Below are 23,278 nucleotides of genomic sequence, written 5' to 3'. Positions count from 1 at the left end.
TTTAATGAACGCACCAGTAATGGCTCCCTATTTTTTCAAATAGGTAGCGATCGCTGCCAAAAGTTGATCGGAGGTAAAAGGCTTAGTAAGAAAATCATCGGCTCCTAGTTCTATCCCTTGATGCAGATCGGCTTTACTAGCTTTAGCAGTGGTAAAAATGAAGGGAATTTTTGTAGTAGCTGGATTTTGGCGCAATCCAACCAGCACACCGTAACCATCGAGTTGCGGCATCATCACATCGCAAAGAATTAAATCAGGTATCTGTTCCTGTGCCAAACGTACACCCACAAGACCGTTTTCTGCGCCAATCGCATGGAAGTCTTCAAATTCAAGCACTTGAATAGTATTGGTTCGCAGGAGTTGCTCGTTTTCTATCACTAAAATTTTAGTCATTTATTTCTATCCGGTTATCTAATGGAATTGTGACTCTAAACGTTGTGCCAACTCCAGCTTCACTAGCAACAATAATAGTGCCACCATGTAAGTCTACAGAGGTTTTAACAATCGCTAATCCCAGTCCTGTACCTGAAATAGTGCCGACATTGCTGGCTCTATGGAACGGCTCAAACATTTGGGCTTGGTCTAATGCGGGAATACCGATCCCTTCGTCTTGGATGTGGAAAATCACTTCCCCCTGTTGGCAAGTAAGCTCAAAATGGACAATGCTACTAGAAACTGAGTATTTGATAGCGTTGGAGAGCAAGTTGCTGAGGATATGTCGGAGTAATTTTTTATCCATGCAGGCAGTAGTACAATTACCTTTATTTACAAAGGCGATCGCATGGGTGTTATTAATCAGTTCTAATTCTTTAACCAAAGCTTGGCACAAGGAGATCAAATCCAGTGGTGTTGGCTCAAACTGTACTTTTCCTGATGCGGCTTTGCCAACTAATAACAGATCGTTTAAAAGCTGAGTCATATGGTTGACAGTTGTTTGAATCTGCTGAAGATGGGTAAGTTTCTGCTCCTCACGCAGCTTGTGGCTGTACTTTTGGAGTATATCGGCAGAAGATAATATAGTGGCTAAAGGGGTGCGGAACTCGTGGGATGTCATGGTCACAAAATGGGACTTGAGTTCATTGAGTTCTTTTTCTTTCTCCAAAGCACTGCGAATGTCTTCTTCCGCCTGCTTGCGCTCTGTAATGTCGATGATGAATCCCTCAAAACTCACTTCACCGTTGCTATCAAACACTCTATTGCCTTTCTCCCATAGCCATTTATTTTGACCCGATTGAGTACGAATACGATATTCAACTATGTAAGGTTGCTTAGGAGCGGTTGCTGTCTCAATCGTATTAAGACGTTTTTGTAAATCACACTCATGAACAATACAGTTGTATGCACCCTTAATATTCCCCGTGAGTTCTTCACTTGTATAACCAGTGAGCGTAAGGCAACCTTCACTGAGGTATGTCATTGAATACTTAAGATCGTTTGCAGAAGAGAAGACAATGCCTGGAAGCGAGTCAATTAAGGTATTCAGCTTTCTCTGGCTCTTCTGCAATGCCACTTCAACCTGCTGACGCTCAACAATTTCGCTCTGCATTAGCTGGTTGGTTGTTCTAAGTTCACGAGTTCGCTCCGCCACTTTGATTTCAAGTTCATTCTTAGCTTCCTGTAGAGCGGCTTCTGCCTGTTGGCGATTGATTAATTCAGTTTGGGTCTGTAGATACAGTTCCGACTGCTGAATAGCGATCGCCATGTGCGTTGCCAATTGTTCCAACAAATCAATTTCCCAAGGCTGCCATCGTCGTGGCGCTGAACAGTGATGAGCAATCAGCAGTCCCCACAAGTTCTCCCCTTGCAAGATAGGGACTACCAAGTTTGATCTGACCTGAAACCGAGCTAGTAATTCAACGTGACACTGAGCAATATCTTCTGTGTAGATATCCTCTATAGCTCGGACGCGACCCAGCTTGTAAGGCAGAATATGAGTCTCGGTAGTAAAACAAGTGTCTGGGATTAATACTCCTAGGGTAGGTAGCCAGTCTGGGCTTACAGATTCTACAACTACAATACCGTTCCAGTCTGGCTTAAAGCGGTAAATAACCACTCGGTCTGTCTGGAGAAATTGCCGGACTTCAGCTACTGCGGTATTAAGAACTTCATCCAGATTAAGAGATTGGCGGATATGGAGGGCAATCTTGGCTAAGATCCGCTCATAGTTGATTTGCTCTGGTGGATGTACTATAGGTTTCTGCGCCTGGTTCTCTAGATTCAGAAGCCGATTATTAAATTGCATAGTTGGTGCTGAGATTAGGTCTATCTTAATAATTCCCAATTTTGATAAGATTAAATCAAAATTGAGATAAGTTCAGTGTAAATACGGCAGTGAGTCGGTAAATCTAGATATAAATAATTTGCACACCCTCTCGCTTCGAAGGGGGAGAAAAAGGTTGTATTGCAAAAACTTTGTGAGAACAGAGAATGTCTGTTGTAGGGGTTTAGATTATGCAACCCCTCCAAAGATGCGGTTGATGAAGATAATCCGCTCTTTGACGGCTCCTTTAGGAACTCGCAAAACTTGTCCTTTTCTCACATATCCATAATTTTATATCCCCTGATAGTGCGCCTTGCCGTGTTGGATGAGCTAAATCACCTCCCCAACTTGATTAATCGTTATAGCAAAATTTATAGATAATTATTGATGTTCCTAAAGATACCAATTACAAATATCCATAATCCATACCTAACCCTAAAGTTAATCGCTCTAGGGCAATCGAATTTGAGTTAAAAAACCTTGCAGTAGAGACATTTTAGGAAATGTCTCTAGGGATGATAGATTCTTTGAGTTAAATTAAGGCAAATAGCTTTGAGCTTCGGTAGCTACAGCCTCTACATCATCTTTTGCCAAGGCTTCTAAAGTAGCACGAGCGCGATCGCCGCCCAAATTATTCATAGCTTGAACAACCCGATAGCGAATTTGCCAGTCAGAATTTGTCGCATAGGGAACTAATAGCTCAACAGCGCGGCTTTCGCCCAATTCTCCCAAAGAGCTAATCGCCGCCGTTTGGACTAGATCGTTATCCGATTGTAGTGCCTCACTAAGCAAGTCAAAGGAGCGCGGATCGCCAAGCTCGCCTAAAGTCGCCACAATACTAAACTTTACTAGCCATTCAGGAGTGCTGTGATAGAGTTGCTGCAAGTCTTCAAAAGCCTCAGTAAGTTTCAAAGCGCCCAAACAATCGGCGGCGGCGGCTTGTACGTCGGGTTCGGGGTCGTTGTGCAGCCTTTCGAGCAACAATTCTAGGGATTTTTGTAAATCTTGTCCGCCCAAAGTATCCATTTGACTTACCGCCGCGTAACGAACGCGGGTATTGCGATCGCTTGTGGCAATTTGGATCAAGTCAAAAGCAATTTTTTTATCTTCTAGTTCGCGAATTTGATTTACCGCCCGTAATCTTTCGCCCAAGTCTTCGGAGGTGAGCTTTTGCTTGATAGATTCAGAATTAGCAGTCATTTAATTTGTGTGGTTAAAAGGATAATTTAGTCTTGATTTGCAGCCATAGCGCGGACAATATCACCGCGAGTTAAGATGCCAATTACGAGCTTATTGCCATCAACTACAGGCAAACGCCGGATATCGCGATCGTGTAGCAATTGAGCGGCGGCTTTCAGGGGTTTATCGGCAGCAATACTCAAAGGGTTTTTACTCATAACTTCGCCTACAGTTTGCCCTAAAGTTTTGTGTAAGTCGCGTTCGTAGGTGGCAGGATTTTGCAGATAAATTACGCTATCGAGAAACATAATATAGGCGGGAGGGGTAACACCAGCTTCTTGCCACATTAAGTCAGTTTCCGAGAGAATCCCCACCAAGCGATCGTCTTCTCCAACGACAGGAAGCCCACTAATTCGGCGCTCTGCCATGATTTTAACAGCCTCATTTAGGGGAGTTTGGGGCTTAACAACGATGGGCGTAGGAGTCATCGCGTCAGCAACGGTTCTAGACATTTTTTGAACTACTACCAGTTAAAATTTGCTACTTTTATTGTAGAAACTAGCGGCGATCGCCCGGATTTAATTTAATGATTATTACTACTTAATTGAATTGCGTTAGCGTAGGAACTGATAGTTTCTTTTCTTACTTGCCGTGTTGCCAGACAAACTTGCTGCCAAAATTGTTAGTTTATTCGTACTGAGCGTATTAACAGCCTGTGCAAATGGTACTACAGGCAATAATTTAGAGCAAATATTGAGCGCCGAGCCTCGGTTATCGGCTACAGAAAACGGACAAAGCGATCGCCCCTCTCAACCCATTGCTGGCTTACCGACAGATTTTCCGCTTTATCCCAATGCTCAATTGCAAGGAGTAATTCCAGCAACACCAACGGCAGATACATCAATTATATTAACTACTTGGGTTAGTTCCGATCCTGCGAACCTAGTTACAAGCTTTTATCAAAACCAGTTACAAGCTCAAAATTGGCAAATTGTCAGCCAGCCAACAGAGCAAAGCAACGCTTTAATCGCCACTAAAAACGATGTGCAAGCAACCGTAGCAATTCAAGATTCACCAGGGGCGACACAATTTACGATTGAGTATGTTCGCAATGGAGTTACAACCCAAACTACCCCAGATTCAACCGCCTCAGTTCCTCAAAGTGGGGATGAAAACTTTATTGGCCCTGTAGCACCATCGCCTAGTACACCATCGCCTACTACTGCAACAACGACGTTTCAAGTATTTACAGATATAGACAAAGCGCCGCAACAATTGCGCCCATATATTCAGGATTTGGCAGCATTAGGTATATTGTCTCTCCCAAATCCAGCTAATAAAACCACTCAAAGCCAGCTATTTTACCCAGCAAAAACTATCACTCGCCGCGAATACGCCCGTTTACTGTTTGCAGCTAATAATCAAATTAATAGCAGCCGTCCGGCGTTGCAAATTCGAGAGGCGGCTTTTGGCAACCAAAAAACCTTTCAAGATGTCCCCTCAAGCGATCCAGATTTTGCTGCAATTCAAGGATTAGCCGACGCTGGCTTAATTCCTAGTGCTTTATCGGGAGATAGCAGCGCTGTATTATTTCGCCCTAACGCGCCTTTAACCCGCGAACAGTTAATTGCCTGGAAAGTTCCTTTAGATACCCGCCAAGCCCTGCCTAATGCGTCGCTAGATGCCGTAAAAGATACTTGGGGCTTTCAAGATGCGGGGAAAATTGAACCTAAAGCATTACGGGCAATTCTTGCAGACTTTCAAAATAGCGACAGATCGAATATTCGCCGCGCTTTTGGCTATACAACCTTGTTTCAACCTAAAAAAACTGTTGCTCGTGCCGAAGCTGCTGCCGTTTTGTGGTACTTTGGCAACGCTACGGAGGGCTTATCGGCTCAAGAAATGTTGCAGATTAATAAAGGTAACAGTACGCCAGAAACGATAGAACCTCCGCCTCAGTAGTTTAAGATAGGAGACTTTAATCTAGAAATAAATTTTAAACACTTGGTATAGTTGAAAAAGTTTAAGTATTTTTGCTGGTACTTGTAAAAAGCAGCGCATATTTAAGCTAGAGCAATGAAAACAATAGGCAAACTTAGGACATTTTTCCTTATGCAAAAACTATTTTTGACTATAGGTATTGTTTTTCTATCTTCCTTGTTTCCATTACGGGCATTTGCAGCCAGCTTTACAGATATTTATGTTTTTGGCGATAGCTTGTCAGATACGGGCAATTTATTTGCTGCAACGGGGAGTTTGCTGCCTCCTAGTCCGCCTTATAACCAAGGACGTGCTTCTAACGATCGCCTGTGGATAGAATACTTGTCAGAAGACTTAGGCGCAACTACAACTAATTATGCTTTCGCTGGTGCAACTACTGGCAGTGTCAATACCTTTGTATCCGGTTTGATTGGGCTAGAGCAGCAAATTACTCATTTTCAAGCCACTAATTCTTTTGCCGATTCTGATGCGCTTTACGTCGTTTGGGCGGGTTCTAATGACTATCTTGGCGCAGGGATCACTAACCCTAGCGTACCTGTAAGTAATTTAGCAAGTTCTATTACTACCCTTGCAGATTATGGCGCAGAAAACTTTTTAGTATTGAACTTACCAGACTTGGGGCAGCTTCCCGCGACCAGTAGTAGTATTTTTTCAAGTAGCCTTACTGGTTTAACTAATGCCCATAATTCGGGCTTAGATAGCGTACTTGATAGCCTGAGCTTAAGTAATGGTATAGATATTTACGACGTTGATGTAAGTTCGCTATTTGCCGATGCGATCGCAACTCCATCATTATTTGGGTTTACAAATGTCACCGATACTTGCTTAAACTTAACTGCCGCTAGTATATGTTCAAACCCTAATGAATATTTATTCTGGGACGACTTACATCCTACAACGGCGGCGCATGAACTAATTGGCGACTTAGCTTCACAAAGGTTAAATTCTCAGCCCATTCCCGAACCTAATAGCGGCATTGGGATACTAGCTTTTGGCGCATTAGGCTTTGGCGCAATAGCTAAACGCAAGTACAAAAAAACGACTCTTATCCCTTAGTCCTTTGAGCAATAATTTTTTAAACTACGACGAGCTATTTCTAACCATTGAAGAATTGGTTATGCACCATTCTCCTAGCGGTGTAGAAACTGAGATTAATCAGCTATTACTGCGCCGCTTTGCCGAAATTGGCGTTGAAGTTTGGCAAGACAAAGCAGACAATATTATTGCTAAAATTCCTGGACGAGAAGCTGGTTCTATTGCTATTACAGCGCATAAAGACGAAATAGGGGCGATCGCCAAAACTATCGGAACTGATGGTACCGTATCGGCTCGCAAATTAGGCGGCTCTTTTCCTTGGGTATACGGCGAAGGTGTTGTCGATTTACTCGGAGATAATGCCACTATTAGCGGTATTCTTAGCTTTGGTTCGCGCCATGTCTCCCACGAATCGCCCCAAAAACAGCTTTTTGAAGATAAGGCGGTGCGTTGGGAAGATGCTTGGATTGAAACTAAATGCACTGCGGAAGAATTAGAATTAGCTGGGGTACGCCCTGGAACGCGCATTGTAATAGGCAAACACCGCAAGCGCCCAGTTAGGTTAAAAGATTATATTGCAAGTTATACGTTAGACAACAAAGCTTCCCTCGCTATATTGCTTGCTTTAGCAAAAAACCTAACTCAACCTGTTTACGATACTTATTTAGTCGCCTCCGCTAAGGAAGAAGTAGGCGCGATTGGAGCGCTTTATTTTAGTGGGCAGCAACGATTAGATGCCTTAATTGCTTTAGAAATTTGCCCTTTAGCCCCAGAGTACCCTATAGAAGACGGAGCTAAACCAGTGATTTTAGTTCAAGATGGTTACGGAATTTACGATGAAGGCTTAAACGCCCAACTGCGTCACGCAGCAAAACAACTAAATATGCCCGTCCAACTAGCAGCAATTAGCGGCTTTGGTAGTGATGGCTCTATTGCCATGAAACTAGGTCATGTCGCCCGTGCGGCGTGTTTGGCTTTTCCTACCCAAAATACTCATGGGTTTGAGATTGCCCATTTGGGGGCGATTTCTGCTTGCGCCGAACTACTCCAGATTTTTTGTGAAACCCCTGAAGGCGCGATAAGTTTTAGTTACAAAAGCTCTCAGTAAGTAGATGTTGGCGTTTTAAAAATCTTGATTGTGAGAAGTTAAGGTAAATATTGAGCTATACCTATGTTCAAAATCTTAAATTAATATTAAATTTATATAGAAGTAAATCTAATACATTATTAGTTTATACTTCCGCCCAAATTCAAAAAGTTGCCTGTTTTCAGTGCTGAAAACAGTTTGTATGCAGGTTTTGCCCCAGTCTACTTACTCCCAAGTACCGCTTCAACTATTACTATTTGTTGATGAACGTCCGAGTGCGCGAAGTCAAGAATTAGAAATTCGCCGTTATCTCAAACAGTTACAAGCCGATTACCCCTGGCAATTGCAAATTATCAATGTGGGCGAACAGCCCTATTTAGTAGAACATTTTAAGCTCGTAGCAACGCCTGCTTTAGTCAAAATTCACCCCGTACAAGTTATAGCGGGTAGCAATTTAGACGTGCAAATAAAAACTTGGTGGTTTCGCTGGCAACAATCGGTAGCAGCGTACTTAAAAGTAGCGCAACTTCCCGAAATTTTAGACCAAGACTATAATATCAACTTATCCCAATCAACGATTCGTTCTGTGAGTGACTCTGCTGAATTAATCAAACTTACTGACGAAATTTTCCGTTTAAAGCGAGAACAAGAAAAACTCACTGAGCAACTACAGTTCAAAGATCGAGTAATTGCTATGCTTGCTCACGATCTCCGCAATCCTTTGACGGCAGTATCTATTGCGCTGGAAACTTTAGAAGCAAATTTAGTTGTTCAAGAAAACAAAGTTTCTCGCCTCAAGCCAGAATTAGCCGCTCAGTTGTTTAAACAAGCTCGGAATCAAGCTAAAAGTATCGATCGCATGATTGCGGGATTATTGCAGGTAGCTCACGGTACGGGCGCTCAATTGCATATTCAACCAACTAAATTAGATATAAACGCGCTTTGCACTGAAGTTTTAAGTTCTCAGGGCGATCGCTCTCAAGCCAAGTTTCAAACTTTAGAAACCGATCTTCCGGCGGATTTACCTTGTGTCTATGCTGATAGCGAAAGGCTGCGGCAGGTATTAGTTAACTTGTTAGATAATGCGATTAAATACACGCCAGAAAATGGCACGATTCGTCTATCAGTGTTACACCGTACCAGTCAAAAAGCCCAAGTAAGTATTTGCGATACTGGCCCTGGGATTCCACCAGAGGCGCGCGATCGCATTTTTGAAGAGCGGGTGCGTCTAGAACGAGATCAAACCCTTGATGGCTATGGAATTGGTTTATCTCTATGTCAAAGCATTATTAATGCCCATTATGGGCAAATTTGGGTAGATTCGCCTCTTAGTGGGGGCAGTTGTTTTCACTTTACAATTCCCATTTATCCAGCCTGACGCAAAGCGGCGATAATCTGAAAATTTGCTTCAGGAAAATTAAACTTGTCTAATTCCTCTAAGTTTACCCAGCGAATTTCGTCGCATTCAATGGGCTGCGGTACGCCATCTATATACTGGCAATGATGCACAACTAATGTAACGTTTAAGTGCGTATAAGTGTGGGCGATCGTAATTAGGTGCTTGCCAACTTCAATTACAATTCCTAATTCTTCCCAAATTTCTCGTTTAATACATTCTTCTACAGTTTCCCCAGTTTCAATTTTGCCGCCCGGAAACTCCCAAAAACCGCCTAATACTCCGGTGGGGCGACGGCGATCGATTAAAATCTGCCCTTGCTGGTTCCAAATTACGCCCACACCAATAGTTTTTTTAATCATAAATTATCAAAACAAGGGCAGACCAAAAGTTAGTCTACCCTTGTTTTAAAGAATTCAAATTTACTTTACTCGCTGACTTCTGATGCTTGCAAAGCTTTGTCAAAGGTCATTCTTTGTTCGGCGTTACGCAAAAAATAGCCGCTAATCATTGCTGAAGCTAAAAGCCTGCCCAAATTTTCCCGGTTGGTGCTAATTGTGACATCAAAGTGTTCCGAAGGTAAACCGCCCAAAAGCCCAACTATATTACGCTCCATGACTTGGAAAACTTCACCAGAACTAGGCTTAGATAGCTGATTAATTGTTTCTGGATTCAGAGATTGGACGTAATGCCACAGCAAGTTAGTATTTTCTGATTCGCCGTTGAAAAACTCTGAGATTTGATTGGGTGAATTGCTCACTTGATGCCTCCGTTGGGTTTGGGCTTCCGTAGCTTAATTTGTTGCCTAGGTTGCCTAGAATTTTGCTTTGTGCTAACTAATGTAACAAGCTAGGTATTGATTTGAAGTCGATGAAACCGAACCTATTTTGGCGTGGTTTCTTGCTTTTAGCCTTAGCTTGCGAGGTATTGATCCATATCGGCTTTACGCTTGCGGAGTTTAGTCAAGGCTTCGCGTTCAATTTGTCTGACTCGTTCGCGGCTAATATTAAGGCGATCGCCTATTTTTGCTAAAGTTAGCGCTTGTCCGTCGGCTAAACCAAAACGTAATATCAATACTTCTCTCTGCTGCGGTGTCAAATCTGCCATCAATAAATCTAAGTCGCTCGCCAAAGAAGATTGCATCACAAATTCTTCGGGGGAAGCGCCCGTATCTTCTAGCAATTCCCCAAGTTCCGTATCTTGGTTATCTCCCACACGCAAATCTAACGATAGGGGTAAACGCGCTCTTTCTAGATACTCTCTAACTTGCTTAGTAGTTAGTTCTAGCTCAGTAGCCAGTTCTGCCGCCGTCGGTGCGCGCCCTAATTTCTGGGAAAGCTGGCGTTGAGCCTTTTTAATTTTGTTGAGTTTTTCGGTGATATGAATAGGTAAACGAATGGTTCGCCCTTTTTCGGCGATCGCGCGCGTTATTGCTTGACGAATCCACCAGTAAGCATAAGTTGAGAACCTATAGCCTTTTGTGGGGTCAAATTTTTCTACCCCCCGTTGCATTCCAATGGTTCCTTCTTGGATTAAATCGAGCAAGTCTACGTTGCGCTTAATGTATTTTTTGGCAACCGATACTACTAAACGCAAATTTGCTTCTACCATTTTGCGCTTGGCGAGTTCTCCGGCGGCGATGATTTTTGCCAGTTCTTCACTATCTTCTACATCACTGGCTTTTGCCCATTCATCAGAAGTTGGTTCGCGTCCATGTTCAGCGACTAACGCTTCTCTTACTACTTGTAAGGCGCTCGAACGCTGTACTTGCTTTCCGTATAAAATTTCCTGCTCGTGGGTTAGCAGGGGTACGCGACCAATTTCACGCAAGTATGTACGTACTAGGTCGGTGGCAGTCTGAGCGGTCTTCATAACGCTACTTTTTTTATTATTAATGGGCTTGGCAGGAAAATGGGAGCGCTTTATAGTTCAATGTTTTTACAGTCTTAGTACAATAATTATGAGTTATTGTCAACTCCGATTACAAATAATTTTTCATTAGTCAGTAAACTTACATAGGGGGGAGCGTCAATTATACACTAAGTTGTTTTTTATTTTGGCTTAAATCAAATTTTAATTACATTAATAATTGTAACATTTATGAATATTTATGACTACTTGTTTTAGGGATATTTGGCGGGAAAGATTTAACAATTTTTCCTAGGGTTCGGTTAGTTGTAGAAGCCCATGATTTGGGGAGTCTGTTTCCAAACCCCCAACAAATAGCAGACACGCTCTAAGCAACTATGTTTCTAGAAACCTAATTGGATTTTTCTATGGCAGCTAATACTGTTTTTGGCTCAAACCCCCGCAGCAATACTAGGCTGTAAGTAGTCTTGTAAGGCTTTGACATCTAAAGGTGTACTTTGCATGGAGCGAATTGCCGCCGCCGTAGCTTTAGCGCCAGCAATGGTAGTAATAATCGGGATTTTGTAAGTTATGGCGGTACGACGAATTAACCGAGCATCGGTTTGAGCTTCCGAGCCGGAAGGTGTGTTAATAATAAGTTGAATTTTGTGGTTTTTCATCGCGTCTAAGACATGGGGGCGACCTTCATGGAGTTTTAGGACTAATTCAACTTCCTTTAAACCATGCTCAAGCAACGTGCGGCGCGTGCCATCGGTGGCTAAAACGTGGAAGCCTAGCTCAATAAATTCTTTGATGACGGGAACTACCAAAACTTTATCGCGATCGCTCAATGATACAAATACTGTGCCGCTTAACGGTAGTACCTGTCCCGCGCCTAATTCACCTTTGGCAAATGCCCGTCCAAAGTCGCGGTCAATGCCCATTACTTCCCCGGTAGAGCGCATTTCTGGCCCTAAAATTGTATCTGTTCCAGGAAATTTATTAAAGGGTAACACGGCTTCTTTAACAGCAATATGGCTAGGGGTAGGTTCACTCGTAAAGTTGAGCGATTCTAAGGTTTTGCCTGACATGATTAAGGAGGCGAGTTTTGCTAAAGGTACGCCCGTTGTTTTCGAGACAAAAGGTACAGTACGCGAGGCGCGGGGATTTGCTTCAATAATGTAGACTTGGGGGTTGTAGCTGTGGGCATTGACAACGGCAAACTGAATATTCATTAAACCAATCACATTTAAGGCTTTGGCTAATTGGGTTGTCCAGGTGCGAATTGTCTCTAAAACGGCTGTAGGTAGCGAGATTGTTGGTAAAGAACAAGCCGAGTCGCCGGAGTGAATTCCTGCTTGCTCGATATGTTCCATAATGCCACCAATTACTACTTTTCCGGTATGGTCGGCGATCGCATCTACATCAACCTCGATCGCATTTTCTAAGAACTTATCAATTAAAATCGGGTGGTCAGGTTCTACTTGCACCGCATAAACCATGTACCGCTCTAATTCTGCGTCAGAGTAAACAATTTCCATTGCCCGACCGCCTAAAACGTAGCTAGGGCGCACAACTACGGGATAGCCGATTTTTCCAGCAACAACTAAAGCATCGTCGAAATTACGGGCGATGCCATTGGCTGGTTGAGTAATCTTTAGCTCGTTAAGAATCTTGTCAAAACGTTCGCGGTCTTCGGCTGTATCTATAGAGTCGGGAGAAGTTCCCCAAATTTTGGTTGTTGATAAGGTATCGGCATTTGCCGCTAAATATCTTTGCAATGGTATTGCAAGTTTTAAAGGAGTTTGACCGCCAAATTGAACAATTATCCCGATGGGGTTTTCAGCTTCAATGACGTTGAGGACATCTTCTTTAGTGAGCGGCTCAAAATACAAGCGATCGCTTGTATCGTAATCAGTCGATACAGTTTCGGGGTTAGAGTTGACCATAATTGTCTCAAATCCCGCCGCTTTGAGGGCGTAACTTGCATGACAGCAACAGTAATCAAACTCAATTCCCTGTCCGATTCGGTTTGGCCCTCCGCCTAAAATCATCACTTTTTGCCTGTCCGAGGGTCTAACTTCCGATTCTTCCTCGTAGGTAGAATAGTGGTAAGGAGTCAAAGCCTCAAATTCGGCGGCGCAGGTATCTACAGTTTTATAAACCGGAATCACCCCTAACTGCTTGCGATAAATTCTAACTTCGTCTTCTGTTGTTTTGGTTGCAAAAGCAATTTGGCGATCGCTAAATCCTTCGCGTTTAACTCCATACATTTGCTCTTTTGTCAACTGATTTAACGGGGTTCTTTTAATAAACTTTTCCGTGTCGATCAAAACTTGCATTTTGTCCAAAAACCAAGGATCGATGCCTGTTAGCTCATAGATTTCCTCTACACTCATCCCTAAAAGCATCGCTTGACGCACAGCAAAAATCCGTTCGGGGTTAGGAGTTCGCAATTGAGGGCGGAGATGTTCGCCACTGGGTAATTTTTCTGGGCGATCACATCCCCAACCAGCGCGCCCAGTTTCCAAACTCCGCAAAGCTTTTTGAAACGACTCGTTAAAGGTACGTCCAATTGCCATAGCTTCGCCTACAGACTTCATTTGCGTAGTTAACACAGGTTCTGAACCGGGGAACTTTTCAAAAGCAAACCGGGGAATTTTTGTAACTACATAGTCAATAGTTGGTTCAAAAGATGCGGGAGTTTTTTTAGTAATGTCGTTAGTAATTTCGTCTAGGGTATAACCTACCGCCAACTTTGCCGCAAACTTAGCGATCGGAAAGCCTGTAGCTTTAGAAGCCAACGCCGAAGAACGAGAAACGCGGGGATTCATTTCAATGACAATTACATCGCCATTTACCGGATTAACCGCAAATTGAATATTAGAGCCGCCCGTTTCTACGCCAATTTCGCGGATAATTTTAATTGCCATATCGCGCAAGCGCTGATATTCCTTATCTGTAAGCGTTTGCGCCGGAGCAACAGTAATTGAGTCTCCGGTGTGAATGCCCATCGGATCGAGGTTTTCAATCGAGCAAATAATTACAACGTTATCTGCCAAATCGCGCATTACTTCTAGTTCGTACTCTTTCCAACCGAGCAAAGACTTATCAATTAAAATTTGGGAAACAGGGCTGGCATCAATCCCTACTTGGGCCATTTCTTCAAATTCTTCTTGGTTGTAGGCAATACCGCCACCACTACCACCCATAGTAAAGGCTGGACGAATAATTAAGGGGTAAGAGCCAATCCACTGCGCTACAGCCTTTGATTCTTCGACCGTTGACGCTGTACCGCAAGGACACATTGCTACCCCAATGCGATCCATTGCTTCTTTAAATAATTGCCTGTCTTCAGCTTTTTCGATAGCTGGCAATTTTGCGCCAATCAGTTCTACTTTGTACTTTTCTAATGCGCCACTTTTCGCTAAAGCCACAGCTATATTTAGAGCCGTTTGTCCACCCATTGTTGGTAGTAAAGCATCGGGACGTTCTTTAGCAATAATCTTTTCGACAAATTCTGGTGTTAGTGGCTCAATGTACGTGCGATCGGCGGTTTCCGGGTCGGTCATAATGGTGGCAGGATTAGAATTGACCAGTACCACCTCATAACCTTCTTCTCGCAGTGCTTTGCACGCTTGAGTTCCAGAATAGTCAAACTCGCAGGCTTGTCCAATTACAATTGGCCCAGAGCCAAGTAGCAAAATTTTATGGAGGTCGTCACGGCGGGGCATAGTAGTTAATTCGTAGTACGAATAGGCAAATCCTGACTATTTTAAGCGCCTAATGTAATTCTCGTTGCTATTTATTTATCATTTTTGCAATTCATATTGTGTACGGACAGGGCGCATCTATAAATACGCCCCTGGGTTAATTAATTTTTGCCATTGCCTACAAACCCCAAGGTGAGGCTGTCATGAGCTAAAAAGTGGGCTAGATGATAAGCTCGTTCTTCGGTTTTGAGTAAGATTGTTTCGTACAAGTAACGGGTAGCGCGATCGCCTAAACTCTCGGCTTGGGTAGCTTGGCGGCGAATCAAGGTAATCATTGCTTGTTCGGCAACTAAGTTGTGTTCTACCATCGCTCTACAATTGAAAACTCCGTCTTCTTCTGGCTCGAAGCAGCATAGTTGAGCTAATTTATTAAAACTTGCCACTGGTACGCCCCCAATGCCATCTAAGCGTTCGCCAACATCATGAACGTGAGCTTGTACTTGCTCGTAGCTTTCCCCAAAAAACTGATGCAGCATATAAAATTCTGCACCTTCAACGACAAAATGGTGCTTTTGGTACTGCAAATATAACGCTTGAAAACTTGCTAAAGCTACGTTTAAGCCTTCACAAACTGGCTCAGTAACACTGCGCTCTAGCATCACTGGATTGTCGTAAACCTGACCGAAGTTACGTAGTTGAGTTTGAGATTCTGACATAGTTATCCTCTCTTTTGGACAGCGTATAAGTGATTTGCGACTGCACAAAAATTTATTTAGCAATTAACACTTATCATTTTACGCCCAACCCAGGCGATCGCGCTGTCTCCGCTAATACCGCTAAATCTTTTTACAATCTTTATGAGAATTATTTGCAATTAGTGTATGCTAATGAAAAGTATTAGAACTGCGAATCTTGTACTTTTGCTACAAAAAATGTCTTTCATCTTTGGAGATAATTGTCAGTGAAGTTGCCAAGTTTTCAAGCCGCAAGCGTAATGGTTGAAGTGAGTTGGGCAGATAGGTGGTACGTTTATAAGCGCCTACAAGAATTAGCTATTCCTTGTACTTGTGCAATTGACCAACCTTTGCAAGTGCAAATTACCAATACTTCGGCAGCTATTCAACTTTGGAGCATTTCTAGGCAATTAAATGCTTCCCGGCAAGAATTGGTGAAATGGTTAGAGCATTGCTGGTAGCACCTTTAAAGATTGTTGGTTGTAATTAAAAATAAGCAATAAAATTATGAGTAGAAAAGCAGCAAGTTTTAGCATTGAAGGGCGATTTCTTGGTTTTGAAGTAGAAGACAATAAACCAAAAAAGCTGATAATTGCAACCTCTGACGGAGAGTGTACAATTAAGCTTGCCAAGGCTCTACGGTACAGTTTTCAGTTGCGTTTGATACCGGGTGACTGGGTACAAGTTTCTGGAGAAAAGCAGTTTGACAGCAAAACTTGTAAGCTGAAGCTAAAAGCCGATCAAATTATTCCCAGCACGGTTAGCCAAGAGCCAATCAGTGTAATCGCTCCAGCCAACAAAGGGCAAGCAACTATATTAGTTTGTCAAAAGTCTGGCTGTATGAAACGAGGCGGAAAAGAAGCTTGTCAAGCAATGCAAGCCGCTTTAGAAATTCGCGGTTTATCAGAGCAAGTGAGCATTAAAGGCACGGGATGTCTAAAAGACTGCAAAGCCGGCCCTAATATAGTAATGATGCCTGACAAAAAGCGTTATACCAGAGTTGAAGCTGCCCAAATTCCGGCGCTAATTGACAAGCATTTTAATAAAAAAGAATCAGTTACTAGCTTAAATAGTCAAAATTGTTTAATTAAAAGCTAATCCTTAGCTTTGGATTGGAAATCATCTTGGCAATTTATTAGCAAGAAAAGCTCTAGAAGTTGCTACCTTGGGGCAATTTACATCATTGGTTGAAATAGCCCAATCAAATTGTCATCAGGATCGCGTAAGTAAACGGTTTTGAGAGCGTAGTAAGGGTTGCTCAATGGATCAGTGACAAAATGAACTCCCTTAGTTTTTAGCTGATGATACGCTTCATCTACATTATTCACAGTAAAGACTAGGGCGACTTTATCTTGACATTCGATAGTTACGGGAGGGCGATTACTTCCGATCATTTCTGCCATTTCTTGCCGTCGAAATAGCGATAGTTTCATCCCTGAGATGCTAAATTCAGCATAACCATCTTCTAAGGCTTCTACAACTACGGTAAATTCCAGCACATCACGGTAGAATTCACAGCAAGCTTTTAAGTCATTTACCAATAGCCGCGTGTAGGAAGTTTTGATATCCATAAAATGCTCCAATAGTTTCTGGCGTTACAAACAAGTGCAGTATCTAAACACAACCAATGTAGCCAAAGCAAAAGCTACCCCTGCATAGAATACGCTATTAATTCCACCGATACCATAGGCTAAACCCATCAATAAGGGGCCTATAGTTTGACCCAATCCATAGAATGTACCGTTTACTGATATAACTGTCGCTAGATACTCTTTGGGAGCTAAAGTAGCTAAAAGCGTTTGAATGCTGGGAAAACCAATACCTAGACCAATCCCAAAAATTGTTGTGGGAATTAATAGTAACCACAAAGAGGATATAAAAGGAACGATCGCTAAAGCTACAGCATAAAACACAAAAGAGGCTCTAATTAAAGTAGTTTCAGAATAGCGCCTAGCTAAATTGCCCAGTTGGGAAGCCGTAAAAGCGATCGCTACAGAGACGCTAGACAAAAACAATCCAATTGTAAAGGGTTCTGCACCAAACTTGTCAGCAATTAAACTCGGCAAATAAGTCACGTAAGCGCCGTATAGCAGTACAAAATTAGCTGCACTAGCAATAAATAGCCCAAATAGCTGCCGATTTTTGAGAGTTATCAGCGCATTACTCAAATAGGCTTTAAGATTTCTTTGTCCTTTAGGTTCGGGGTTTTTGAGTCCAAATAGTACCAATAATCCTACCGGAATAGCAACTATAGGCAACATAAAAGGAAAATACCACCCCATAGTTGCTAAAGCGCCGCCAATAGTCGGATAAAGTGCTGTACCGATGCTGCTAACACTAGCGTTGTAACCCATAGCCGTAGCGCGCTTGTCACCAGAGTACAAGTCGCCAATTAAAGTAACGCTCAGAGAAAGTAAAGGTGCTGCGCCAACGCCTTGCAAGAAACGCAAGCAGAGCAAAAGGTTAAAATCGCGGACAAAGGCGCAGGAAAACCCAGCAATACCAAATAATATTAGAGCAGGGACGAGGATTTTTTTTCTACCAATGCGATCGGCAAAAACGCCAATAATTGGGCCGAGTATTAAAGTAGGTAAGGTAAAAACTGTAATTAATAAACCAATGTTTTCTACCGGGACATTTAATGCTGCTCTTAAGCTAGGAAAACTTGGCGTAACGCTGGCGACTCCAAGAATGGCAATTAGAGAAACTGCGAAAACAATTAGGAGGTTTGGATCTTGAAATAAATTTTGCTTTGCTCGGTGTTCGTCAGTTTCTATTGGTTTCACAAGCTTCCTGCAAGTACGAGCATTGCTTCTATATTAATGCGTTGAGTAAATAGAGGAGCAATTAGTCTCTGCGGGGATTTCCTAAATACAATTGACAAGATGTGCGATCGCAATATATCAAAGCTGGGAACAGAGTAAAATTCTCTGTCCCAGCTTAAAAGTTAAATCTTAGGTTCTTCGCCTTCAATATACATAGGTGGTTCAATGGCGAAGTTGTTTAGCAAACCAGCTTCATCAATTAAATAACCGTCAGTAGTTGTGAAACCTTCTCCTTCAACTTCTTCTTCATGTTCAAAAGCTTCTAGTTGCTTTTCGCTGAGTTCTGTCGGAGCATTAGAAGGAATGATTGCATCGGGGGCATTGACGGCGGTTGTTTGCGCTGTCTGGACTCCATAATGATTGTCTCCGGGCGCACCTCTACCGGGTTCGGCTTCGGTTGGATCTTCTGGCAATACTTGATTTGGTTCGTTACTCATATTCTCTGACCTTGCTTTTGCTGTTTTAGAAAATGCCGATTGTATAGCTTTTTGGCAATGGGTATTGATTAAAAAATATCTCAGTTTGGATTTAGTTTGTCTCCTTCGTGGGGCTTAAATTATGTAAAGTTTGAGACAGATATTTGGTAATGGTAATGGGTAATTGGGAAGGGGAAATTATATTTAAGTTCAGCAATGTGAGATATTGTGGAAATTGCCTTAATTTAAGTATCTTTTCCACCAAACAGCGCGCCTAAGCCCAAAGCCGCAGCTAGAGCCACCGCACCCCATTTAACAGGTGGATTCATATCTAGCCAATCGGTAAAAGTTGGAATAGTCAAGTTACCAAAATCACCTTCTACAGTGTCATAACCTGTGATCGGTTCAAAGACATTATTGGGCGCATCTTCAGACTTTTGCTCGTTTGTTCGTTGTCCGGCAAAACCAATTAGTAGCAATATATTATCCACAAGCACTGGCGAAATACGCTGCATGATATCCAACACTTTCCCTACATCCCCCACAATAAAATCGCGGGTGGGATGTTCTGCAACATATAAAATTGCCTCAGCAACTATACTCGGCTGATAGTAAGGCGGTACTCCGGTTGGTTTGACACCTAGCTTAGTACGAACTTTGTTGTAAAAAGGCGTATTGATCACCGAAGGCAAGATATTTGTAACGCTGATTGGCCAGCCTTCATGTTGCAATTCTACCCTTAGTGAATCTAACATACCTTCTACACCATGCTTAGAAGCAGAATAAGGGCTTTGCAGAGGAATCGATCGCCTAGCTTCTACCGACGATATATGAATTAGCGCCCCGCGCCCTTCTTTTTTGAGGTGCGGTAAAGCAGCCATTGCGCCGTAGGCTTGCCCGGTGAGGTTGACATCTATTACCCGTTTAAATTCTTCTGGGGTAATCTGGTCAAAAGGTGCAAGAACTCCTGTAGCGGCAGAATGTACCCAAGTATCGAGCCGCCCGTACACTTCCACGGCTTTATCTGCGATCGCTTTTACTTGGTCAAATTCACTGACATCAGCTACTATAGCTACAGATTCGCCACCAAAAAGTTTAATTTCACTAACCAAACTTTCTAACCCCGACTGACTACGGGCAGCAACTACTACTTTTGCTCCTTTCTTGGCAAATTGCAAAGCGCTTTCTCTACCAATACCGCTAGAAGCTCCAACTATAGCGACTACTTGTTGGCTAATAGGCTTTAATTGCATTAGTAATACTCCTAAATAATTTTATAAATATGAACTTTTATTAATATTTAAATCAATTTTTCACTTAATTACATCCGCCGCAGGGTTGACGAATTGGTTGAGTGTCTACGGGGGAGTTGTTGCAGCATTTGGGGCAAAAGTAAATTTTTCTCATCTTTAGTCCTTACCAAATGTCAATAAATGTAATTTGTAGCAGTCAAAATTGGGCTTGTAGAGTGACGATAAGAGAAACCTGCTCCTTCAAAGTAAAAAGCTGATGTTTGAATTGACTAATTTAGCTGAACTATCTCGCACTCATTGCATTTCTCTTTGTGCCTTTTTGGTTCCAGCTAACTTAATGGCGACTTGTCTAACGATGGGATTAGCGGTGCTGCGTCGTTCAAAAATTAGAGTATGGCAGTCAGCCGGAGTTGCAGGTATTTTTGCTGTAGTGCTGCTGTGGCACGTTTATACATGGTTTGAGGCGGGAGTTGTGATGATTCCTACCTACGTGCTGCTGTGGCTATCTAGCACTTGTTTGATGAGTAATATCGGTGCGGTTATCTATAGTTACAGTCGCGTTAATAGATTGTCAGTTATCAAAGAAAGATTAATTAATAGCTTGATGTTTTAGGTAGCAGGTTCAGTTAGGGTGAAATGCAGGTAATACAATGCTTTGAGGCTGATGCTCAATATTGGCGCTCAAATGATGAAGTTTATTAGATTTTCGTGATGATTTTCCTTTGACTTTAGGTAAAAAGTGCGATCGCATCATTGCTATCTGAAGAAAACCGATGGGTGAATGCACAGAGAATCGAAGTCTCTGGCGGTCAATCTATTTAATTTAATGGAATCATCATGTTAAACGTGGTTAGATTAGTATTCATGTACTAATTTAATAATATCTAAGCATCATATTTAGCAAGGTTTTCAGCCTTTTTACGACATATTCCTAAAAAAGTTCTTAATTTGCTCGCGCTGTCAAACTCCTTTCTATTACCAATTCATTTTTCGCTGAATACCCAAGCTTCATTCCAGTTTTCTGGTACACCATGTTCTAGCAAGCGTTCGACTCGCTCTAGGTAAAGTTTCGCTGTTTTATCGGCGGAATTAGTGCTTAACACTTGTTCAAAACAAGCTTTGGCATCGGTGAGTTTGAGATTGTGGTAATAGCTTATTCCTTGAGCAAAATCGGTTTGAGTCTGCTGTTTGAGGTGGCTGATTTCGTCTACTTCAGCATCTAAGACTTCGTAAACTGCGATCGCTTCATTTCGCCCTTTGACAATCGCCCGATCTAAAAAGCGAATTTGATATTGAGCGGGATTGCTCAGATGCTCTAGGGTTTGACCGGAAATTAGCATTGAAACCCCATAAAACTTGGTTAAACCTTCTAACCGTGCGGTCAAATTGACGTTATCAGAATAAGCATCTCCTTGAATCCGGCTATCTTCTCCCACCATTCCCAACATCATGTGTCCGACATGAATCCCAATGCCCACTTGGACAGGCAATTTACCTCTGCCAGTGCGCTCCGCATTGTATTCTTGTACTCGTTTTTGCTTGGCAATGCCTGCTTTAATGGCATCATCAGCGCCTTCAGGAAACACCGCCATCATGCCGTCTCCCAGAAATTTGACAATGATGCCGTAATGATTACGAATCTCTGGGCTGACTCGTTTTAGGTAGGCATTGACGAAGTCAAAGTTTTCTTGAGGAGTCATGCTTTCGGAAAGGGTTGTAAAGGAGCGAATATCGCTAAACATAACTGCCATTGTTTTGCTGACATAATCGCCGAGTTTGACTTCGGTAACGCTATCTTTGCGGAGAAATTGCAGATATTCCGAAGGAAAAAATCGCGCGTAGGAATCTTTCAAATCCTGGTTTTGAGCATTGGCATCTAGCAACTCTTTTTCACGAGCTTTAACCGTTTTGACCATATGAGTAAAAACCCGTGCCAGTTGTCCTAGTTCGTCCTCGCGCGCAGCAACATCGCTTAGGCTTTCTGGCGTGAAAGCGTCTTGTTCAAAAGCATTAGCAGCATGAGTCAATTTGTCTACCTGCTGAATGTACAACGCCTGTCGCAAGTTTTCGTCTTGTAGCAGCGCTTCAGCTTCTTGGCGCTTGAGTAGGTTTGTGTAGGCGCTGGAGTGGTAACGGATGCGGGCGATTAATTCAACGCGATCAGGCAGCTTTACTAGGTAGTCATTCGCGCCCAGTTCAAAGGCTTGAGCTTTGATGATTGGTTCCTCTTTGCTTGACAGCACGATTAACGGAATCTGATAAGTTGGTGCATCGCGCGATCGCAAAAATCGTACCAGTAATAACCCATCCATCTGCGGCATTACCAAGTCTTGCAATATCACCGTCGGATGAAACTCTTTAGCGACTTTAAGGGCTTGAGTTGGATCATTGCAGTAGTGAAAAACAATATCATTTTCCGCAGCCAGCATCCGCCGCACGGCTTCACCAATAATAGATTGATCGTCGATGAGCAGAACGCTGATAAAATCGTCCATTGGGAGATAATTAACGGTTGACTACCGAGCGATAAATTAGCGAAGTTGCGATCGCCTCTGGATTAAGCACCTCAACGGCAGCATTTAGCTCCACGGCGGCTCTAGGCATTCCGTAAACAATGCAGCTTGCTTTGTCTTGGGCGATCGTATGCCAGCCTTGACTACGGAGCAGTTTGAGTCCTTCTGCGCCATCTCGCCCCATACCCGTAAGCAGTACGGCAGTTCCTTTGTGCGTCCAGTATTGAGCGATACTTTTGAAGAATACATCAATTGAGGGGCGGTAAGGATAGTCAATTGGGTCTTTAGTGTAATTGAGCGTATGGTTGGATTGCAGAGAGAGGTGGTCGTTTGTGCAAGCAACTGTAACAATTCCTTTTTCTAAGCGATCACCTGCGGATGCTTTTTTTATAGTTAAGGGTGTAAGCTGGTTCAGCCAGTCGATCATGCCCACAGCAAACTGAGCATCAATGTGTTGAATTATAGCGATCGCCGCTCCAAAATCTGCTGGCAAACGAGAGAGAATAGTAGCTAGGGCTTTTGGCCCACCTGTAGACGAGCCGATCGCAATTAGGGGGGGTAGAGTGAAGTTTGTTTGAGGTTTGTTTAAGGTGAAATTGAGGTGAGAAGGAGGAGATTTACCGATTAGTTTACCAATCGTGGCAATTTTTTTCAGCAGGGCAGTTTGGGAAGGGTCTTGTTTTCCTTGGCTGCCTAAAATCGGCGTATCAACAGCGTCTAACGCCCCATAACTCATTGCTTCAAACACTTTGGCGGCATTTTGCCCGACACTAGCAGTTACAATTACAATCGCACAAGGAGACTGTTTCATAATCTGACGAGTTGCTTCAACCCCATCCATTCCAGGCATAATCAAATCCATCAAAATCAAGTCTGGGGTATCTTTGGCGCATTTAGCAACCGCTTCAACGCCGCCCGTCGCAATCCAAGCAACTTGATATTCTGGGATAGTCAACAGCACTCGTCGCAGGGCTTCGACGGCGATTGGCATATCGTTGACAAGAGCGATTTTCATTTT

23 protein-coding genes are annotated in these 23,278 nt (G+C 42.8%); 7 read left to right on the top strand and 16 right to left on the bottom strand.

The window, feature by feature from the left end; translation table 11 throughout:
- Window positions 1–27 precede the first annotated feature (27 nt).
- The 4 genes from C7B70_RS02910 to C7B70_RS02895 all read right to left on the bottom strand — a co-directional run bounded on the left by C7B70_RS02910 (window position 28) and on the right by C7B70_RS02895 (window position 3,951).
- Window positions 28–393: a response regulator transcription factor gene (locus C7B70_RS02910; protein ID WP_106367576.1), complete on the bottom strand. Its 366-nt coding sequence runs from the start codon at window positions 391–393 to the stop codon at window positions 28–30.
- Window positions 386–2,242, bottom strand: coding sequence for an ATP-binding protein (locus C7B70_RS02905; RefSeq protein WP_106367575.1), 1,857 nt, complete (start codon window positions 2,240–2,242; stop codon window positions 386–388). The genes C7B70_RS02910 and C7B70_RS02905 overlap by 8 nt, the downstream gene beginning before the upstream one ends.
- Before the next feature lie 555 nt (window positions 2,243–2,797).
- Window positions 2,798–3,460, bottom strand: coding sequence for a phycobilisome degradation protein NblB (gene nblB / locus C7B70_RS02900; protein WP_106367574.1), 663 nt, complete (start codon window positions 3,458–3,460; stop codon window positions 2,798–2,800).
- A 26-nt stretch (window positions 3,461–3,486) separates the two neighbouring features.
- A complete protein-coding gene (locus C7B70_RS02895; RefSeq protein ID WP_106367573.1) occupies window positions 3,487–3,951 on the bottom strand; it encodes a CBS domain-containing protein in 465 nt (154 codons plus the stop codon).
- Window positions 3,952–4,090: 139 nt separating this feature from the next.
- Between C7B70_RS02895 and C7B70_RS02890 the strand changes: the two genes are divergently transcribed.
- The 4 genes from C7B70_RS02890 to C7B70_RS02875 all read left to right on the top strand — a co-directional run bounded on the left by C7B70_RS02890 (window position 4,091) and on the right by C7B70_RS02875 (window position 8,940).
- On the top strand, window positions 4,091–5,401 hold the full coding sequence (locus C7B70_RS02890; RefSeq protein ID WP_106367572.1) for an S-layer homology domain-containing protein: 1,311 nt from the start codon (window positions 4,091–4,093) through the stop codon (window positions 5,399–5,401).
- Between the two features lie 150 nt (window positions 5,402–5,551).
- Complete coding sequence (locus C7B70_RS02885) at window positions 5,552–6,496, top strand: SGNH/GDSL hydrolase family protein (protein WP_106367571.1); 945 nt, start codon at window positions 5,552–5,554, stop codon at window positions 6,494–6,496.
- A 61-nt stretch (window positions 6,497–6,557) separates the two neighbouring features.
- Window positions 6,558–7,583 (top strand): M42 family metallopeptidase, encoded by a 1,026-nt coding sequence (locus tag C7B70_RS02880; RefSeq protein ID WP_106367648.1) that lies wholly within the window; start codon window positions 6,558–6,560, stop codon window positions 7,581–7,583.
- A gap of 181 nt (window positions 7,584–7,764) precedes the next feature.
- Window positions 7,765–8,940 (top strand): histidine kinase, encoded by a 1,176-nt coding sequence (locus C7B70_RS02875; RefSeq protein WP_106367570.1) that lies wholly within the window; start codon window positions 7,765–7,767, stop codon window positions 8,938–8,940.
- Here the strand turns inward: C7B70_RS02875 and mutT are convergent.
- The 5 genes from mutT to C7B70_RS02850 form a co-directional block, all read right to left on the bottom strand.
- On the bottom strand, window positions 8,928–9,320 hold the full coding sequence (gene mutT, locus C7B70_RS02870) for an 8-oxo-dGTP diphosphatase MutT (RefSeq protein ID WP_106367569.1): 393 nt from the start codon (window positions 9,318–9,320) through the stop codon (window positions 8,928–8,930). The genes C7B70_RS02875 and mutT overlap by 13 nt on opposite strands.
- A gap of 65 nt (window positions 9,321–9,385) precedes the next feature.
- Window positions 9,386–9,718: a DUF760 domain-containing protein gene (locus tag C7B70_RS02865; protein ID WP_106367568.1), complete on the bottom strand. Its 333-nt coding sequence runs from the start codon at window positions 9,716–9,718 to the stop codon at window positions 9,386–9,388.
- Window positions 9,719–9,870: 152 nt separating this feature from the next.
- Window positions 9,871–10,830, bottom strand: coding sequence for an RNA polymerase sigma factor, RpoD/SigA family (locus tag C7B70_RS02860; protein ID WP_106367567.1), 960 nt, complete (start codon window positions 10,828–10,830; stop codon window positions 9,871–9,873).
- A 428-nt stretch (window positions 10,831–11,258) separates the two neighbouring features.
- Window positions 11,259–14,540, bottom strand: a complete 3,282-nt coding sequence (gene carB, locus C7B70_RS02855) for a carbamoyl-phosphate synthase large subunit (RefSeq protein WP_106367566.1) — start codon at window positions 14,538–14,540, stop codon at window positions 11,259–11,261.
- A gap of 140 nt (window positions 14,541–14,680) precedes the next feature.
- Window positions 14,681–15,235 (bottom strand): Dps family protein, encoded by a 555-nt coding sequence (locus C7B70_RS02850; RefSeq protein ID WP_106367565.1) that lies wholly within the window; start codon window positions 15,233–15,235, stop codon window positions 14,681–14,683.
- 245 nt (window positions 15,236–15,480) lie between these two features.
- Here C7B70_RS02850 and C7B70_RS02845 point away from each other — a divergent pair, with 245 nt between their 5' ends.
- The gene (locus C7B70_RS02845; RefSeq protein WP_106367564.1) at window positions 15,481–15,714 is read left to right on the top strand and encodes an Asr1405/Asl0597 family protein; all 234 of its coding nucleotides are present in this window, start codon (window positions 15,481–15,483) and stop codon (window positions 15,712–15,714) included.
- Window positions 15,715–15,760: 46 nt separating this feature from the next.
- Complete coding sequence (locus C7B70_RS02840) at window positions 15,761–16,351, top strand: (2Fe-2S) ferredoxin domain-containing protein (protein ID WP_106367563.1); 591 nt, start codon at window positions 15,761–15,763, stop codon at window positions 16,349–16,351.
- A gap of 77 nt (window positions 16,352–16,428) precedes the next feature.
- On the opposite strand, the gene C7B70_RS02835 is transcribed toward C7B70_RS02840, so the two are convergent.
- From C7B70_RS02835 to C7B70_RS02820, 4 genes are all read right to left on the bottom strand, one after another.
- Window positions 16,429–16,824 (bottom strand): VOC family protein, encoded by a 396-nt coding sequence (locus C7B70_RS02835; RefSeq protein ID WP_106367562.1) that lies wholly within the window; start codon window positions 16,822–16,824, stop codon window positions 16,429–16,431.
- A gap of 24 nt (window positions 16,825–16,848) precedes the next feature.
- Complete coding sequence (locus C7B70_RS02830) at window positions 16,849–18,039, bottom strand: MFS transporter (RefSeq protein ID WP_106367561.1); 1,191 nt, start codon at window positions 18,037–18,039, stop codon at window positions 16,849–16,851.
- A gap of 161 nt (window positions 18,040–18,200) precedes the next feature.
- A complete protein-coding gene (locus C7B70_RS02825; RefSeq protein ID WP_106367560.1) occupies window positions 18,201–18,515 on the bottom strand; it encodes a hypothetical protein in 315 nt (104 codons plus the stop codon).
- 224 nt (window positions 18,516–18,739) lie between these two features.
- Entirely contained in the window at window positions 18,740–19,747 is a 1,008-nt protein-coding gene (locus C7B70_RS02820) for an SDR family oxidoreductase (protein ID WP_106367559.1), read from the bottom strand.
- A 256-nt stretch (window positions 19,748–20,003) separates the two neighbouring features.
- On the opposite strand from C7B70_RS02820, the gene C7B70_RS02815 reads away from it, so the two are divergent.
- Window positions 20,004–20,360 carry a hypothetical protein gene (locus C7B70_RS02815; RefSeq protein WP_106367558.1) on the top strand — a complete coding sequence of 119 codons (357 nt, stop codon included), beginning with the start codon at window positions 20,004–20,006 and terminating at the stop codon, window positions 20,358–20,360.
- A gap of 9 nt (window positions 20,361–20,369) precedes the next feature.
- On the opposite strand, the gene C7B70_RS26245 is transcribed toward C7B70_RS02815, so the two are convergent.
- The 3 genes from C7B70_RS26245 to C7B70_RS02805 form a co-directional block, all read right to left on the bottom strand.
- Window positions 20,370–20,534 carry a hypothetical protein gene (locus C7B70_RS26245; protein WP_158260465.1) on the bottom strand — a complete coding sequence of 55 codons (165 nt, stop codon included), beginning with the start codon at window positions 20,532–20,534 and terminating at the stop codon, window positions 20,370–20,372.
- A 196-nt stretch (window positions 20,535–20,730) separates the two neighbouring features.
- Window positions 20,731–22,242 carry an adenylate/guanylate cyclase domain-containing protein gene (locus C7B70_RS28610; protein WP_106367557.1) on the bottom strand — a complete coding sequence of 504 codons (1,512 nt, stop codon included), beginning with the start codon at window positions 22,240–22,242 and terminating at the stop codon, window positions 20,731–20,733.
- 10 nt (window positions 22,243–22,252) lie between these two features.
- Window positions 22,253–23,275 (bottom strand): chemotaxis response regulator protein-glutamate methylesterase, encoded by a 1,023-nt coding sequence (locus C7B70_RS02805; protein ID WP_106367556.1) that lies wholly within the window; start codon window positions 23,273–23,275, stop codon window positions 22,253–22,255.
- Between the last annotated feature and the right edge of the window lie 3 nt (window positions 23,276–23,278).

Origin of the sequence: Chlorogloea sp. CCALA 695, from assembly GCF_003003885.1 — a bacterium.
Taxonomy (GTDB): Bacteria; Cyanobacteriota; Cyanobacteriia; order Cyanobacteriales; family Chroococcidiopsidaceae; genus Aliterella.
Note: the sequence above shows the minus strand (reverse complement) of the source record. Positions and strands in the feature narration are given on the sequence as shown.

Bases quoted from the DNA above. Each gene is read 5' to 3' on its own strand.
- mutT (WP_106367569.1), bottom strand. From the start codon at position 9,320: ATGATTAAAAAAACTATTGGTGTGGGCGTAATTTGGAACCAGCAAGGG.
- nblB (WP_106367574.1), bottom strand. From the start codon at position 3,460: ATGACTGCTAATTCTGAATCTATCAAGCAAAAGCTCACCTCCGAAGAC.
- C7B70_RS02880 (WP_106367648.1), top strand. From the start codon at position 6,558: ATGCACCATTCTCCTAGCGGTGTAGAAACTGAGATTAATCAGCTATTA.
- C7B70_RS02850 (WP_106367565.1), bottom strand. From the start codon at position 15,235: ATGTCAGAATCTCAAACTCAACTACGTAACTTCGGTCAGGTTTACGAC.
- C7B70_RS02885 (WP_106367571.1), top strand. From the start codon at position 5,552: ATGCAAAAACTATTTTTGACTATAGGTATTGTTTTTCTATCTTCCTTG.
- C7B70_RS02825 (WP_106367560.1), bottom strand. From the start codon at position 18,515: ATGAGTAACGAACCAAATCAAGTATTGCCAGAAGATCCAACCGAAGCC.
- C7B70_RS02910 (WP_106367576.1), bottom strand. From the start codon at position 393: ATGACTAAAATTTTAGTGATAGAAAACGAGCAACTCCTGCGAACCAAT.
- C7B70_RS02905 (WP_106367575.1), bottom strand. From the start codon at position 2,242: ATGCAATTTAATAATCGGCTTCTGAATCTAGAGAACCAGGCGCAGAAA.
- C7B70_RS02805 (WP_106367556.1), bottom strand. From the start codon at position 23,275: ATGAAAATCGCTCTTGTCAACGATATGCCAATCGCCGTCGAAGCCCTG.
- C7B70_RS02895 (WP_106367573.1), bottom strand. From the start codon at position 3,951: ATGTCTAGAACCGTTGCTGACGCGATGACTCCTACGCCCATCGTTGTT.
- C7B70_RS02860 (WP_106367567.1), bottom strand. From the start codon at position 10,830: ATGAAGACCGCTCAGACTGCCACCGACCTAGTACGTACATACTTGCGT.
- C7B70_RS02875 (WP_106367570.1), top strand. From the start codon at position 7,765: ATGCAGGTTTTGCCCCAGTCTACTTACTCCCAAGTACCGCTTCAACTA.
- C7B70_RS02820 (WP_106367559.1), bottom strand. From the start codon at position 19,747: ATGCAATTAAAGCCTATTAGCCAACAAGTAGTCGCTATAGTTGGAGCT.
- carB (WP_106367566.1), bottom strand. From the start codon at position 14,540: ATGCCCCGCCGTGACGACCTCCATAAAATTTTGCTACTTGGCTCTGGG.
- C7B70_RS02835 (WP_106367562.1), bottom strand. From the start codon at position 16,824: ATGGATATCAAAACTTCCTACACGCGGCTATTGGTAAATGACTTAAAA.
- C7B70_RS02815 (WP_106367558.1), top strand. From the start codon at position 20,004: ATGTTTGAATTGACTAATTTAGCTGAACTATCTCGCACTCATTGCATT.
- C7B70_RS28610 (WP_106367557.1), bottom strand. From the start codon at position 22,242: ATGGACGATTTTATCAGCGTTCTGCTCATCGACGATCAATCTATTATT.
- C7B70_RS02840 (WP_106367563.1), top strand. From the start codon at position 15,761: ATGAGTAGAAAAGCAGCAAGTTTTAGCATTGAAGGGCGATTTCTTGGT.